Source organism: Sulfurimonas sp., assembly GCF_041583195.1.
Lineage (GTDB): Bacteria > Campylobacterota > Campylobacteria > Campylobacterales > Sulfurimonadaceae > Sulfurimonas.
In genome coordinates, this window is the sequence record NZ_JBFHGL010000013.1 from 14,001 (window position 1) to 29,796 (window position 15,796).

Below are 15,796 nucleotides of genomic sequence, written 5' to 3' on the forward strand. Positions count from 1 at the left end.
ATTCTATCTTTTTTTTCTTATTAATATATAATAAAGTCTAATTATTTAAACCTACTAAAAATCAAAATAAATAAATTCAGCAGAACTCCCTGTTCCCATTACAATAGAGAATATCCACATAAAAGATATAACTGCGAAATAAACAAAAAGGCTTATATTTCTTAGTTTTATATTTGCTAATCTCATTCTAGATAAAGTATCAAAAGGGTGTAATACTAATATAACCAATATTAATATTAGAGGCATAATAGATGAAATTAAATCAATATTTTGTATATCTATTACATCCACACCTATTAAACCATTCAGCACATAATAAAAAGTTTGTAAATCACCTGCCCTAAATAATACCCAACTTAATGAAATCAAATGAAATACTATAAAAATTTTCATCCATTTTGGTATAAAGTTAATAAAGTATAAAAACTTTACATATTTAATTAGATGCGAAAAAGCAATACCAACTCCGTGAACTAATCCCCATAATATAAATGTCCAACTTGCCCCATGCCATAATCCAGCTATTCCCATAGCTATCATTAAATTATATATCTGCCTTGCTAAACCTTTTCTATTTCCACCTAAAGGAATATATATATAATCCCTGATCCAATGTGAAAGCGTTATATGCCATCTATGCCAAAATTCAGCAATAGAAGCAGCTAAGTATGGACGATTGAAATTGATTGGAAAACGTATTCCTAACATAAATGCCAACCCTATAGCCATATCTGTATAACCAGAAAAATCGCAATATATTTGAATTGGAAAACTATAAAAGGCAAGCCAAAAGTCTAATATTGAATGTAATGGTTCTATAGAGTTTTTATATATAGGCTCAACTACTAAACCCAATTGATCAGCGAATACTACTTTTTTTACTAATCCAATAGAAAAAACAAATAAGCCTAAATAAAACCATTTCGTATGAAAACGATATTTTATAAATTGTGGAATTAGCTCTTTTGGCCTCATTATAGGACCAGCAATTAAATGAGGGAAAAAAACTGTATAAGTAGTCGCAGTTGTCATATTTGGCTTTGGGGTATAACGATTTGTGGAGATATCTACTACGTAGGCTATAAGTGTAAATGTAATAAATGAAATTCCCAATGGTAATTCATCATTAACCAGTTTTTTAGTTCCTTCAAAAAAAAGGCCTATAATATCTTGATATAAAAAGTTGCTGTATTTAAATACTGCTAGCGGTAACACTAGTAAAAATATAATAGTGACTAACCTAATTTTTTTTGATTCCTTTTTTCCATTTAATATCCACTGCAAACCTAAGTGAGCAATTGTTATTAAAAAAAATGGAAGCCATAAGAAGCTCACCTTCCAAAAACTATAAAAAACAGCACTTGATATTAACAATGCAAATATTCTTAACTTATTAGGAATTACTGCATGAATCAAAAAGTAAATAATAAAAAAAACAATAAATTCAAGAGAACTAAAAATCATTATTTTTCTAATGCTTTAAAAATTTCATTAGCCATAAGTTCATGAACTTTAGAGTTTGGATGTGCATCACCAGGCATAGCTTGGGCTTCAATAAAAGGTATTCCTTCTAGTGAAGGAAATAAATCAATAAATTTATATTCTAAACTTTGAGCCAATTCATCCATCTGTTTGTGTTGCTTTTTAAAAGGATAATCTTTTAAAAAATGTATATCAGGGCTCATAGCTAAATACAGATTTATTTTATTCTCTTTTGCATATTTAGATAGTTTTTCTAAAGCTTTTTTCATTTTTATATAACCTTCATATTGAGGATTATATACTTTATCATAATGGTCTATTAAACCTTTATTGCCAGTTGCAATTACGCGTTGATATGCAATCCAAAGAGTTACAGCTAATTGAGAGTTTCTTAAAAACCAGTTTCCTCCACCTAAAGGTAGCACTTCCGCATCATTAATAAAATAATGTACTACTATGTCTGTTGGTTTAAGTTCTGTGAATTTTTCAAAGAATAATTCAGTATATCGTACTGTATTATAATTTCCTATAGCCCCATTTAAAACCTCAGTACTTGAATTTAAATCATTAAATTTGGCTTGTAGTTTAGCAACCATTGTTTCATCATAGTTTACACCCCATCCTAAAGTAATTGATGAACCAAGAAATAAAATTCTTCTTTTATAATCTTTTGTTGGTTCTAACGAACGCATTCCATACGAATTCAATGATATCTTAACACCTTGTAAAATTGCACTTTTATTTGTTAGATGAATATGCCCTAATATAGGATGTGATCTTTTTAATTCTTTTGCATATTTCCACATCTCTATATCATAATTCTTCATATTGCTATTTTTTAATCTTAATGCACCTTCAATCATAAATAAAAGAATTAAAATACTAACTACTGATAAAAGTAAATTCTTCAAAACAATCATTTTCCTGACCTTATTTTTAGTTTTTTGGCAATCTGTTCTGCAACAATTTTATTACCACTCGGACTAATATGTCTTTCATCAATAAATATAGCATCATTTTTATCAAAAATATTCTGAGTCAAATCTAAAAGATCACTACATATATTATATTTAATACACTTATCAGACCATATATTATTTATAGAATTAATATAATTTGTTCTACTATCAGTTTCATCCACAATGGATTGTTTAACGGTGTTTAAAAGATAATCTAAATTGTATTGTTCTGGTTTGTATGTAGCTGCTGGTTCTAATACAAATAATACTGGAATATTATATTCCTTTAATAGCTTAAAAGTTAATAACCACACTTCAACTGTAGTGTTAGCAGCTTTTTTTGCATTTTCAATATTTTCACATATTAAATAACTATTTTTTTTCCCAAAGCTATTAAATTTCTTATCAGTTTTTAAATTATTCGTTGTTTGATCTTTATTTTTTGCGAAATAAATATAAGGTGAATTTAAAAAGTTTTTCATTTTTCTGTACATTGAATTATATAGACTACTAAATTTACATTCATTGTTTGAAGAATTTTTAATTTTTTTCAAACTTTTTTCTAAACTTTTATAACTTTCAATATATTGTTTAAACTTTTGCGTTTGTCCATGTGATATAAAGTCAGTATCTTTTGTACAATACCTATAACCATCAACTCCACCACTATAAAAAATCACTCTTTTAGGCTTATATCCTTTTATTAACATCATTTGTAATTGAATGAAATTTTGATATGAATTCCACCCTGTTTCACCAAAATTCAAGACGTTTTCATTAGTGATTTTTGCAAAATAAGATGGTATTGTACTATCATCTGTTGAACCAGTACCCCAAAGAGTAGAGCCTCCTAGAAACCAAATTGAATCATCTATTTGATGATTAGTTGACAAACGAAAACCATATTCTTCTTCTATATTAACTGCATTTCCATTATATGTTTTTCTTCTATATCCTATATATGGTTTATACTCAGTTTTAACATTTGCGTATTCATTAAAAATATCTAATGCTGTGCTCTTATTAAAGTCATTATAGTTTGGATATGTAGCACGTATAGTATTAACTGTGTACATCCTGTTTGATTTATTTTTCATACTATTTTTATTTAAATAATAAAACACTGAAGATATACACAAATACAATATAAAAAAAATAAAAATATTTATGAAAATTAACTTAGCGTTAATCCAGTTCAAACTCATCCTTCCAGTTCCCTTTATCTTCATACTCAGGTTGTTTTTCTTTGTAAAGAACATAGTTATCAATCACAAGAAGATCCATTTCTGTTCTCATAAAACATCTATAACTGTCTTCTGGACTACATACTATCGGTTCACCTCTAACATTAAAAGATGTATTCACAATTGTCGCACATCCTGTTTTGTCTTCAAATTTTGATATAAGCTTATGATATCTAGGATTTGTTTCCTTATGTACTGTTTGTATCCTAGCACTATAGTCTATATGAGTTACAGCAGGTATTTCACTTCTTGGAATATTTAGTTTTTCAATACCGAATAATTTTTCTTCTTCTTCAGTCATTTTATACTGCTTTTCTTTTTTTACAGGTGCAACCAAAAGCATATAAGGGCTATCAACATCTAATTCATACCATTCACTAACTTTTTCACGAAGTACTGATGGAGCAAAAGGTCTAAAGCTCTCTCTATACTTTATTTTTAAGTTCATAATTGATTGCATTTTTTTACTTCTAGCATCACCTATAATACTACGATGCCCTAATGATCTTGGTCCAAATTCCATCCTATCGTAATGCCAACCAACAACTTTTTCTGAAGCAAGTTCATTTGCCACTATATCAACTAAATTTTCTTCATTTTCAATAAATTCATATTTTGCATCCACACTATCAAGATACTCTTTAATCTCTTCATTTGAATACCTAGGTCCTAAGTATGAACCTTGCATTTTATCCAATTCATTTAGATTGATACTTCTTTTATTGCTTAGTTCTTGATAATACACAGAGTAAGCCCCACCCAATGCTCCACCAGCATCTCCAGCAGCAGGCTGAATCCAAATATTATCAAAAATATTTTCTTTAAGTAGTTTCCCATTACCTACACAATTAAGTGCAACTCCACCAGCCATACATAAATTTTTACTTCCTGTGATCTCTTTTGCATGACGGGCAAGTTTAATCATTATTTCTTCTGTCACATCTTGAATAGAAGCAGCTAAATCCATCTCTCTTTGAGTAAGATCTCCCTCACGTTCTCTTGGAGGTGTACCAAATAACTTATGAAATTTTTCACTTGTCATTGTAAGTCCGGTTGTATAATTAAAATAGCTCATATCAAGTTTAAAAGAACCGTCTTCTTTAATATCTATAATTTTATCTTTGATTATATTAGAATATATCGGTTTTCCATATGGAGCTAAGCCCATAACCTTATACTCTCCACTATTTACTTTAAATCCGGTGTAATATGTAAATGCTGAGTATAAAAGACCTAAGGAATGCGGAAAGTGGATCTCTTTTAAAAACTCTATTTTATTGTTTTTACCATATGCAATAGATGTAGTTGCCCATTCACCCACACCATCAATTGTTAAAATTGCTGCTTCTTCATAAGGACTTGGATAAAAAGCACTTGAAGCGTGACTTTGGTGGTGTTCGCCAAACATAAACTTTTCTATAATTTTTGATTTAAAACTTTTTAATTCCTTCTCATTAGAGTCTGGATTCAGTTCTTCAAACAGGTCTTTAAACTCTCTAGCTAAAGTTTCTTTCAAAAATAGTTTATCTTTTAACCAAATAGGCATAGACATTAAAAATGATCTAAAACCTCTAGGTGCTTCTGTTAAATATGTTTCAAGAAGTCTTTCAAACTTTATAAACGGTTTATCATAAAAAGCTATGTAATCTATATCTTCTAAATTGATTCCAGCTTCTTTCAAACAATATTTAATTGATTCTTTTGGAAAAGAATCATCTTGTTTTACTCTTGTAAAGCGTTCTTCCTGAACAGCAGCAACAATATGTTCATCATTTATAAGTGCTACACCACTATCATGATAATATGCAGATATTCCAAGTATATACATTATTTATATCTTAAAACAGTGTGTAAACGAAAGGTGCAACAGCACTACCTTGAGACAATACTATTAAAGCACCTAAACCAAGCATAATTACAATTATTGGTGCTAACCAAAACTTCTTTCTTACTTTCATAAAGGACCATAATTCTTTTAACATTGACATATTGTTTTTCCTAAAATTGATTTTTCATTGATTGAGGCTGTGTCTCTCTACTAATCCAATAAGTAGATTCCTTCTTATCCATTTTTTTTCTTAACAAATCTTTTCCAAATATTTTAAGTAAAATAGAAACCGGTGTAAATAGTCCAAAATACAAAACAGACATAATAATTTTAGACATTATATTACCAATAAACTCACCAAATTTAATCCATAAAGTATATGGTTTTGACAACAATACTGGTTTAAATAAAACTGTCAAAATTAATGATATTATAATTACTAAAACTATTGGTATAAAATTATTATATTTAACTAATTGATAAAAAAATATTGTAGCAAATATAGCGATCCAAATAAAGGTAAATATTTTTATATCTTTTATTTTTATTGTTGACATACTATTTCCATTAAAATCATTTTGCTATTGTACTATAAACCAAGGATTTAGTAAACTTTCTTTATTATAAACAATTGGTTGATTTAATCCAAACTGATAAGTCATTTTTCCGGCTTCTCTCACTATTGCATCTGCTGCTGCAGTATCCCATTCCATAGTAGGTGCAAGTCTTGGATATATATCAGCTATACCTTCTGCAACCATACAAAGTTTTAGGCTGCTTCCTTTTGATACCTGTTCAATCTCTTTAGCATCTAAAGAGTTAATAAAATCTTTTGTTTCATTTGAAAGGTGTGACTTAGATGCTACTACAGTTAGTTTTTCATTTGCTTTATTATTAACATATAATGGAAGTTTTTTTCCATTTTTAAAAGAACCATATTCACTCTTAGCACTATACATATCACCTAAAGCCGGAGCATAAACCACGCCTAATACTGGTGTATCATGATGTATCAATGCAATATTAACAGTAAACTCATCATTTTTTTTAATAAACTCTTTTGTCCCGTCTATTGGGTCTACACACCAGTAATATTCCCAATTTTTTCTTAAAACATACTCTACTTGTTTATTTTCCTCAGACATAATTGGAATATTTGGATAAAGCTCATTTAGTTTAGAACATATTATTTCATTTGATTTTAAATCAGCTTCTGTTAATGGTGATTTATCATCTTTATAATCAACATTGAAATCTTTCTTATATATTTTAAGTATAGCTTCTCCTGCTTCTAAAGCTAATTTTTTAATATCTTCAATATTAATTTTTTCAAGCATTTAAATATCCATGATTTTTAAGATATTCAATTACCATAGTTGAAGCATCTTCTATACTTATTCCATCATTTTGAATAACTATTTCAGCTGTTTCAGGAACTTCATATGGTGAACTTATACCTGTAAAGTTTGGTATTTCACCATTTCTTGCTTTTTCATATAGACCTTTAGGATCTCGTTTTTCACATACTTCAATGGGAGTATCTATAAATACTTCTATAAATTCTCCATTTTCAACTAACTTACGGACACTATTTCTATCCTCTTTAAATGGTGAAATAAATGCACTTAAAACAATAGTGCCACTATCCACAAAAAGCTTTGCAACTTCTCCTATTCGACGAATATTTTCTATTCTATCTTCATCTGAAAAAGAAAGACCTTTATTTAATCCCATGCGAATATTATCACCATCTAATAGATATGTATGCTTGTTCAGTTCTAAAAGTTTACTCTCAACTGCATTTGCAATAGTTGACTTACCACTCCCACTAAGCCCTGAAAACCATAATATACAAGATTTTTGATTCTTCATTTTAGATCTTTCTTCTTTTGACACATGATGTTCATGCCACACTATATGTTGATTATCTGACATACTTCTTCTTTATATATTTTACTATTTCTACTGTAGCTTCTTCAACACTTTTTTCGTCAGTATTTATGATTACTTCTGCATGTTGTGGTTCTTCATATACATCGTTTATACCTGAAAAGTTTTTCAATTCACCGCTAATAGCTTTTTCATATACACCTTTATAATCACGTGCTTTACAAGTTTCAATATCTGTTTTTACATATACTACAACATTATTTTTAACCATTTCACGGATTGCTTTACGAGACTCTCTATATGGACTTACAAAAGATGCAACTGTGGAAACTGAATTATTTTGTAATGTTTTTATTAAATGGCCTATTCTATGCATATGCCTATTTCTATCTTCTCTAGTAAATCCAACTCCTGGAACTAGATCCCTTATATCTTTAGAGTCTAAACGTTCTAATGGAATATCTAATTTCTTTAATTCTTTAAATACAGAATCAGCAATAGTAGTTTTTCCACTTAAAGGTAATCCTGTAAACCATAAATTAAATGGTTCTATTTTTTTTCTTCCCCATCTGATTTTAACCCAAGCTCTCTCATGTGCCCAGTAAAGTCCAACTTTAGCTACTGTTTCAAGCACACCTGCTGCTATAGCTAAATCAAGCCTTCCAAAAAATATATATACTATTATAACCGTAGTTGTTGTAGCAAAAATCCTCCAGCTTATACCTTTAACTATTGAACGTTTGTTAGTATCTTTATACATTTAAGAAATAGCCTTACAATCCCATTCTGGGAAATTTTTTCTTATGTAAGCATTTAATTCTTTTTCAGCTTCTGTATATTCTCTTGCATTTATTTCATCGTCCATAGAATCATTTATTATTGATGAGCTTATCATACCAGCACCAACAGTATTGTTTGTATATCTATCTATAATTATAAAACTTCCAGTGTATCTGTTGTCATTGTATGGGTCTACTGCTATTTTTCTATCTAAACTTAGTGTACATTTTGCAATATCATTAAGCTCTAATGAGTTTGCATCTAACTCTTCAAAAGTGTTTACATCTTTTTTATACTCTACAGATTTAAAAGCTCCGTTTATTACCGAAGTAGCTCTTTTTATAATGTAATTTGAATTTAACTTCATAGGTTCTTCACTCATCCAAACTATCATAACTGAAAATTTATTTGACACAGCAGGTATATCTAAACTTTTAACAATCATATCTCCACGAGAGATATCTATCTCATCTTCAAGTGTTAATGTAGTTGCCATAGGTGCGAATGCACTATCAATTGATTCTACTTCTTCGTCTTTAGTTTTTGGACGAAGTTCTTTAACATCATTGGATACTATAGATTTTACTTTAGAAGTTTTTCTTGAAGGTAATACAGTTATCTCATCACCTACATTTATCTCGCCACTAGCTATTGTCCCACAAAAACCTCTGAAATTTAAATGTGGTCGATTTACATACTGAACCGGAAGTCTGAAGTGATTATTCTCTTTTTTATTTACTTCAATAGTATCTAATAGTTCCATTAAAGGTTTTCCCTCATACCAGGAAGACTTTTCAGATATACTTACTATATTATCACCATCCAAAGCAGATATAGGGATGTATGTAAATCTTATATCTTTATTATGTGGTAAATTTGGAATAACTTCTTCATACTCTTTTTTGATCTCTTCAAATCTTTCCTTAGAAAAATCTACCAAATCCATTTTATTAATCGCAACAATGATATTTTTTATACCTAGAAGTGAAGATATATAAGAGTGACGCTTTGTCTGTGTTAAAACACCTTGTCTAGCATCTATAAGTATTATAGCTACATCTGCAGTGGAAGCACCTGTAGCCATATTTCTAGTGTACTGCTCATGTCCAGGAGTATCGGCAATAATAAATTTACGCTTTTCAGTTGAGAAAAATCTATAGGCAACATCTATCGTAATACCTTGTTCTCTTTCAGATGCCAACCCATCAACTAAAAGTGCCAAATCAATCTTATCACCTGTTGTCCCAGATTTTTTTGAATCTTTTTCAATTGAAGCTAACTGATCTTCAAAAATCATCTTTGAATCATAAAGTAATCTACCAATTAAAGTACTTTTACCATCATCTACACTACCACAAGTAATGAATCTAAGAATTTCTTTATTTTCATGTTCACGAAGATACTTTTCTATATCTGTTGCTATTAAATCTGACTGATGAGCCATTAAAAGTACCCCTCTTGTTTTTTCTTCTCCATTGATGCATCACCATCACTATCGATAAGCCTTCCTTGTCTTTCACTTGTTGTACATACTAGCATCTCTTGAATAATCTCAGGAAGTGTTGAAGCTTCAGAATTCACAGCTCCAGTTAATGGGTAGCATCCAAGTGTTCTAAATCTTACATTTTCCATTTTTGCAGTATCAGCTAGTTCTTTAGGCATACGCTCATCATCTACAAGTATCTTCGTACCCATATATTCAACAACCGGACGCTTTTTTGAAAAGTAAAGATCTGGAATAGGTATTGATTCTAAGTAAATATATTGCCAAATATCAAGTTCTGTCCAGTTACTTAATGGAAATACACGAATTGACTCACCTTTAGTGTGTCTGCCATTATATATATTCCAAAGTTCCGGTCTCTGGTTTTTAGGATCCCATCTATGATTTTCATCACGAAAAGAATATATACGCTCTTTTGCACGAGATTTCTCTTCATCACGTCTAGCTCCTCCAAAAACAGCATCAAATTTTTGAATATCAAGCATTTGCTTAAGACCTTCTGTTTTCATAACATCAGTATGAAGAGCTGAACCATGTTTAAATGGAGATATATCCATCTCTTCACCCTTAGGATTTGAATAAACAATTAGCTCCATTCCAACTTCTTTTGCTCTACGATCGCGAAACTCTATCATCTCTTTAAATTTCCATTTTGTATCAACATGTACAAGCGGTAATGGTGGTGGTGCTGGATAAAATGCTTTTTGGAGTAAGTGAAGCATTACAGAAGAATCTTTACCAACACTATAAAGCATAGCAGGATTTTGAAACTCTGCTATCACTTCGCGCATAATATGCATAGATTCTGCTTCAAGTTGCTTTAAATGTGTTAGCTTTTTCTTATCTATCAAATTAATTCCTTTTCAATATAATTAATTTCGTCATCAGAAATATATGGATTCATAGGCAAGCTCATTATTTCTGTAGAGACTATCTCAGATATAGGAAAATCACCTTTTTTATAACCTAAATATTTAAAACACTCTTGTAAATGTAATGGTATTGGATAATGTACGGCAGTTGGTATTCCAACCTCTTTAAGTTTATCTTGTAAACTCGATCTATTTTTTACTCTTACAGAGTATTGTGCCCATGCAGAAGTAGCTTTATTATCTACAAATGGTAAAACTAAATTTTTTGCACTTAAAGATTTTGTATACTTTTTTGCAACTTCTTGTCTTAACTTTAGATCTTTTTCATAGTACTTCAGTTTTACATTTAAAATTGCAGCTTGAATAGTATCAAGTCTTCCTCCCATACCGATATACTTATGATGATATCTTTTATTTTGTCCATGAACTCTTAATTGTTTCATTTTGATAGCAATTTCTTCATCATCAGTAAACACAGCTCCACCATCACCAAAGCATCCAAGTGGTTTAGCTGGGAAAAAAGAGGTTGTAGATATATCACCTAATGCACTATCTGTTTTACCATTAAAAGTACTTCCAAAACTTTGGGCACCATCTATAATAACTTTTAAGTTATATTTATCCGCTATAGATTGAATTACTTCCATATCTGCTGGCTGTCCATAAAGTGATACAGGTACAATTGCTTTAGTTTTATCTGTTATCGCAGCTTCTATTTTTGTTGCATCAATATTATATGTTTTTTCATCTATATCAACAAATACAGGTTTTGCACCTAAGAAAGCTACTGTTTCAGCAGTAGCTATAAATGTAAATGGAGTAGTTATAACTTCATCACCAGAACTTATATCTAGTGCCATCATAGCAAGTAGTAATGCGTCTGTACCACTACTACATGTTATAGCATACTTTGCTCCTGTGAAATGTTGTAATGATTCTTCAAGCTGGCTAATCTCTTCGCCCATTATAAAATTTGATTTATCTAATACAGATTGTATAGCTTCGTCAATCTCTTTTTTATATAACTGATATTGATCTTGAAGTTTTGCAAAATCTATCTTCATTTATTAGTAACCTTTAAATTATCATTCTCTAATTTATAAAAAGCATATTCATCTTCAGCTTTATCATCAACAAATTCTAGAGTATTACCCGAGATACCTACCCAGCCTATTTGTTTAGCAGGTACACCTACCATTAATGCATAAGGTTTAACATCTTTATTTATAACTGCACCACTACCAATTAAAGCATATTCACCTATTTTAGTACCACACACTATAGTTGCATTTGCCCCAATTGAACATCCTTTTTTGAGTAATGTTTTTTTAAATTCTTCTTTACGAACAATAAAAGATCTTGGATTAATAACATTAGTAAAAACCATAGAAGGGCCTAAGAACACATCATCTTCTACCTCTACACCTTCATAAATTGATATATTGTTTTGTACTTTAACACCATTACCAATATTTACATTTGGTCCAACTACACAATTTTGCCCAAAGGAACAATTCTTACCTATATTGGTTCCACTCAATACGTGCGAAAAATGCCATATTTTAGTACCTTCTCCTACATTCACTTTATCATCTATATATGATGATTCATGTGCGAAGTATTCAGACATTTAAACAATTACCTTTTTTACAAATGGATGGTAATCACCTTTCATACCTATAGCATCAGAGTTTCTTATCGTTGATACAGTCCTTATAGAACCGTACGCTTCATCCAATCCAAAACCATTTCCTGCCAAAATTTCTTCGTAACTTCTTGTATGTAAATCCGTAAAACCACCACTAAATTCTATCTCTTCACCATCTACAGTTATTGAGCGATAAGTAGTTAAACCTCTTTCTTTTACTTCTTCAGGTATATAGTCATAGTTTACACTTAAAAACCATCTAACATTTGCATTTTTTAATTTGAAACTTCCTGCATTTGCTTCTGGTATTTTTAGATGTACAATATTTTCTTCTACGTCACCAAAAATCCAACATAACATATCATAAAAGTGAACACCAATATTTGAAGCGATGCCACCACTTTTTGCTTCATTTCCTTTCCATGAAACAAAATACCATTTTCCGCGTGAAGTAAGATACGTTAGATCTATATCGTAAATTTTATTAGGATTCTTTTCTAATTCTTTAGTTACTTTTTCTTTTAAAGCTATGATAGAAGGATGTAAACGAAGCTGTAAAATATTATATACTTTTTTACCCGTTTCGTTTTCTATGATCTTTAGTTGATCTATATTATGGGGATTTAATACTAAAGGTTTTTCACAAATAGCATCGGCTCCACTTTTTAATGCAAAACGTATATGTGCATCATGTAAATAGTTTGGTGTAGTTATACCAACATATTCTATTTTTTTATTTCCATCTCTATGCCATTTATCTACAAACCTATCAAACCTTTCAAATTCTGTAAAAAAAGAAGCTTGTGGGAAATGAGAGTCCATAATTCCAATTCCATCATATGGATCAAGAGCAGCTACTAAATTATTTCCAGTCTCTTTTATAGCTTTCATATGTCTTGGTGCTATATATCCACTAGCACCTATTAGTGCAAAATTCTTACTGTTTGGCATTCCTATAATCTCCCGTTTACTTTTTCTATATCATATACAGATTTTAAATCATATATTATTGCTTCACTTCCATTTTTAATAGTATCTAAATCTATTGTTTTAAATTCATCATGAGAAACTGCTACAACTGTAGTAGCATATGTTTTTCTCTCTAGGTTTTCTAAAAGTTTAATACCATATTCTTCAAAAACCTCTTTTTGATCAGCCCAAGGATCATAAACATCAATGTCACAACCAAATTCTTGTAACTCTTTTATTATATCTATTACTCTACTATTTCTAATATCAGGACAATTTTCTTTGAAAGTAATACCCATTACTAATACTTTTGCACCATCAACTTTATATCCATTTTTTATCATAAGTTTTATAACTTGATTTGCCACATAAATACCCATATTATCATTAAGTCTACGACCAGCTAATATTACTTCTGGATTATAACCAACTTCCTGAGCTTTATGAGCTAAATAATATGGATCAACACCTATACAGTGACCACCAACTAAACCTGGTTTAAACTTTAAAAAATTCCATTTTGTGCCAGCTGCTTCTAAGACATCATTTGTATCAATTTTAAGTTTATTGAAAATTAATGCTAATTCATTGACAAATGCTATATTTACATCTCTTTGAGTATTTTCAATAACTTTAGCAGCTTCTGCAACTTTCATTGTTGGAGCTAAATGTGTCCCTGCAGAAATAATAGACTTATATAAATCATCAACTTTTTTACCAATCTCGGGAGTAGAACCAGAAGTTACTTTAAGTATTTTGGTAACTGTGTGCTCTTTATCACCTGGATTAATTCTCTCCGGTGAATATCCACAATAAAAATCTTCATTAAACTTAAGACCTGATACGTTTTCTAATACAGGTACACATTCTTCTTCTGTGGCACCAGGGTATACAGTTGATTCATAAATTACAATATCATCTTTTTTAAGTACTTTTCCAACTGTTTCGCTTGCTTTAATTAATGGAGTTAAAAGTGGTCTTTTATTTTCATCTATTGGTGTCGGAACTGTTATAATGAAAATATTACAATCTTTAATATCATCAATATTTAAAGAAAATTTCATTCCGTTTGTCAGAGCTTCTTTTACTTGATTTTCAGAAAGTTCTAAAGTTCTATCATATCCACCTTTTAATTCATCTATCCTCCACTGAGCTATATCGAAACCAATTACTTCATATTTTTCACTAAATGCATGTGCTAGTGGTAATCCCACATAACCCAAACCTATCACGCATATTTTGTCCATTATATTCCTCATTATAAAATAATTTATACATAAAAACTATTTCAAGGTGCCCGTTTATCAGAAAATATAAACAGGTGTATTTTTCAAGAATTCTACTATTTAACGTATTAACACCTACTGAAACACATTTTACTTAATCTTATTAATCTTTTTTTAGTTTCGTTTTAAGTATAATCTTTCCAGCTTCGACACCAGGCTGATCATATGCATTTATATACAAAAATTTTGCAACAACAGAAGTTAACAGTTCATATTCATACATAAGTGATGCTATACAACTCTCATCTACTCCATCTAAACTTATTACATCACACGGTATGTCATTTAGATCGTTTAGTGCTTGTATAGTAGCATCAGCTTGTTCGTTTATAAGATATGAAAAGTTAAGATTTTCAAGGTAACTTAGTTCTTCTAAACCTTTTAGTCTAACACCAGGGATCTGAGCTTCATTATGAAAGTCTTCAACTTTTACAACAGTCACTGTTTTATCGCGTCTACCTTCCATAATAAGCTGTAAAAAAGAGTGTTGATCAATTGGCCCTATAATTCCAACAGGAGTTAAACCTTGTTTGGTTGAATTTATATCTATTTTACCTAAACTTTCTCCCCAAAGTTGGATATACCATTTGTTAAAACCCTCTAAGCGTGACGAGTATGAAAAAACTACATTTATATTAAAACTATTTTTATACTCTGCGAAGAATCTTGCTTTTTTTAAAATTCTCTCATAAAATTTTGATTTACTAAAAAAAGACTCATTAACCTCTTTTGCACCCTTTAGTAACTCATCAATATCCAAACCGACAATAGCTAACGGCAATAATCCAACAGCGGAAAAAACAGAGAAACGTCCACCTACATTTTTAGGTATATCAAAAGTTTTCATGTTATTTGCTATAGCATACGTATGCAATTTTGAATCATCTTCAGTAACTATGACAGTATTTGAAGCATCGCATTTTACAAGAGAGTTTATATATTTCCATATAGAGATCGTCTCAACCGTAGTTCCACTTTTTGAGATCACTATAAATAAAGCATCATTCAAATCTATATGGTCTATTTTTGAGAGCAACTCAATAGGATCCGTACTCTCTAAAAAATGAAGTTTTTTGCTCAACTTTTTAGAGTACTTTAAGAACTTATATATAGCATAAGTTCCAAGTGTACTTCCACCTATACCTATCACAACTATATCTTTTTGTTTTACAGTTTTTACATACTCTTTAAAAAGAGTTGTATCTTGATGCACAAGGTTATAGTAACCTATATGTTCACGTTCTTGATTAATACTCTCAAACACCTCTTCGTCTGAAATAGTTGGATTGTAGTTATTTGTGTAATTCATTTCTCTCTCTTTTAAAAACTTAAAT

The 15,796-nt window shown here is 30.1% G+C and carries 16 protein-coding genes; all 16 read right to left on the bottom strand.

From position 1 onward, the window contains the following. Positions 1 to 54: 54 nt before the first annotated feature. The 16 genes from ABZA65_RS11015 to ABZA65_RS11090 all read right to left on the bottom strand — a co-directional run bounded on the left by ABZA65_RS11015 (position 55) and on the right by ABZA65_RS11090 (position 15,771). Positions 55 to 1,464, bottom strand: coding sequence for an MBOAT family protein (locus ABZA65_RS11015; protein WP_373073600.1), 1,410 nt, complete (start codon positions 1,462 to 1,464; stop codon positions 55 to 57). Continuing rightward, a complete protein-coding gene (locus tag ABZA65_RS11020; protein ID WP_373073602.1) occupies positions 1,464 to 2,402 on the bottom strand; it encodes an SGNH/GDSL hydrolase family protein in 939 nt (312 codons plus the stop codon). The genes ABZA65_RS11015 and ABZA65_RS11020 overlap by 1 nt, the downstream gene beginning before the upstream one ends. Beyond that, positions 2,399 to 3,640 (bottom strand): hypothetical protein, encoded by a 1,242-nt coding sequence (locus ABZA65_RS11025; protein ID WP_373073604.1) that lies wholly within the window; start codon positions 3,638 to 3,640, stop codon positions 2,399 to 2,401. Before ABZA65_RS11025 ends, ABZA65_RS11020 begins: the two co-directional genes overlap by 4 nt. Further along, positions 3,627 to 5,513 carry a carbamoyltransferase gene (locus ABZA65_RS11030; protein WP_373073606.1) on the bottom strand — a complete coding sequence of 629 codons (1,887 nt, stop codon included), beginning with the start codon at positions 5,511 to 5,513 and terminating at the stop codon, positions 3,627 to 3,629. The genes ABZA65_RS11025 and ABZA65_RS11030 overlap by 14 nt, the downstream gene beginning before the upstream one ends. A 10-nt stretch (positions 5,514 to 5,523) precedes the next feature. Continuing rightward, on the bottom strand, positions 5,524 to 5,673 hold the full coding sequence (locus ABZA65_RS11035) for a DUF5989 family protein (protein ID WP_373073608.1): 150 nt from the start codon (positions 5,671 to 5,673) through the stop codon (positions 5,524 to 5,526). Positions 5,674 to 5,683: 10 nt separating this feature from the next. Next, positions 5,684 to 6,070 carry an SxtJ family membrane protein gene (locus ABZA65_RS11040; protein WP_373073610.1) on the bottom strand — a complete coding sequence of 129 codons (387 nt, stop codon included), beginning with the start codon at positions 6,068 to 6,070 and terminating at the stop codon, positions 5,684 to 5,686. 24 nt (positions 6,071 to 6,094) lie between these two features. Further along, on the bottom strand, positions 6,095 to 6,850 hold the full coding sequence (gene cysQ / locus ABZA65_RS11045) for a 3'(2'),5'-bisphosphate nucleotidase CysQ (protein WP_373073612.1): 756 nt from the start codon (positions 6,848 to 6,850) through the stop codon (positions 6,095 to 6,097). After that, positions 6,843 to 7,448, bottom strand: coding sequence for an adenylyl-sulfate kinase (gene cysC, locus ABZA65_RS11050; RefSeq protein WP_373073614.1), 606 nt, complete (start codon positions 7,446 to 7,448; stop codon positions 6,843 to 6,845). The genes cysQ and cysC (ABZA65_RS11050) overlap by 8 nt, the downstream gene beginning before the upstream one ends. Further along, entirely contained in the window at positions 7,438 to 8,163 is a 726-nt protein-coding gene (gene cysC / locus ABZA65_RS11055) for an adenylyl-sulfate kinase (protein ID WP_373073616.1), read from the bottom strand. Before cysC (ABZA65_RS11055) ends, cysC (ABZA65_RS11050) begins: the two co-directional genes overlap by 11 nt. Further along, a complete protein-coding gene (gene cysN, locus ABZA65_RS11060; RefSeq protein WP_373073618.1) occupies positions 8,164 to 9,627 on the bottom strand; it encodes a sulfate adenylyltransferase subunit CysN in 1,464 nt (487 codons plus the stop codon). Beyond that, positions 9,627 to 10,538: a sulfate adenylyltransferase subunit CysD gene (gene cysD, locus ABZA65_RS11065; protein ID WP_373073620.1), complete on the bottom strand. Its 912-nt coding sequence runs from the start codon at positions 10,536 to 10,538 to the stop codon at positions 9,627 to 9,629. Before cysD ends, cysN begins: the two co-directional genes overlap by 1 nt. Then, complete coding sequence (locus tag ABZA65_RS11070) at positions 10,535 to 11,623, bottom strand: DegT/DnrJ/EryC1/StrS family aminotransferase (RefSeq protein ID WP_373073622.1); 1,089 nt, start codon at positions 11,621 to 11,623, stop codon at positions 10,535 to 10,537. The genes cysD and ABZA65_RS11070 overlap by 4 nt, the downstream gene beginning before the upstream one ends. Continuing rightward, on the bottom strand, positions 11,620 to 12,189 hold the full coding sequence (locus ABZA65_RS11075) for an acyltransferase (RefSeq protein ID WP_373073624.1): 570 nt from the start codon (positions 12,187 to 12,189) through the stop codon (positions 11,620 to 11,622). Before ABZA65_RS11075 ends, ABZA65_RS11070 begins: the two co-directional genes overlap by 4 nt. Next, on the bottom strand, positions 12,190 to 13,158 hold the full coding sequence (locus tag ABZA65_RS11080; protein ID WP_373073626.1) for a Gfo/Idh/MocA family protein: 969 nt from the start codon (positions 13,156 to 13,158) through the stop codon (positions 12,190 to 12,192). 2 nt (positions 13,159 to 13,160) lie between these two features. Then, positions 13,161 to 14,423: a nucleotide sugar dehydrogenase gene (locus ABZA65_RS11085; RefSeq protein ID WP_373073628.1), complete on the bottom strand. Its 1,263-nt coding sequence runs from the start codon at positions 14,421 to 14,423 to the stop codon at positions 13,161 to 13,163. A gap of 142 nt (positions 14,424 to 14,565) precedes the next feature. Continuing rightward, positions 14,566 to 15,771 (bottom strand): glucose-6-phosphate isomerase, encoded by a 1,206-nt coding sequence (locus tag ABZA65_RS11090; RefSeq protein ID WP_373073630.1) that lies wholly within the window; start codon positions 15,769 to 15,771, stop codon positions 14,566 to 14,568. Between the last annotated feature and the right edge of the window lie 25 nt (positions 15,772 to 15,796).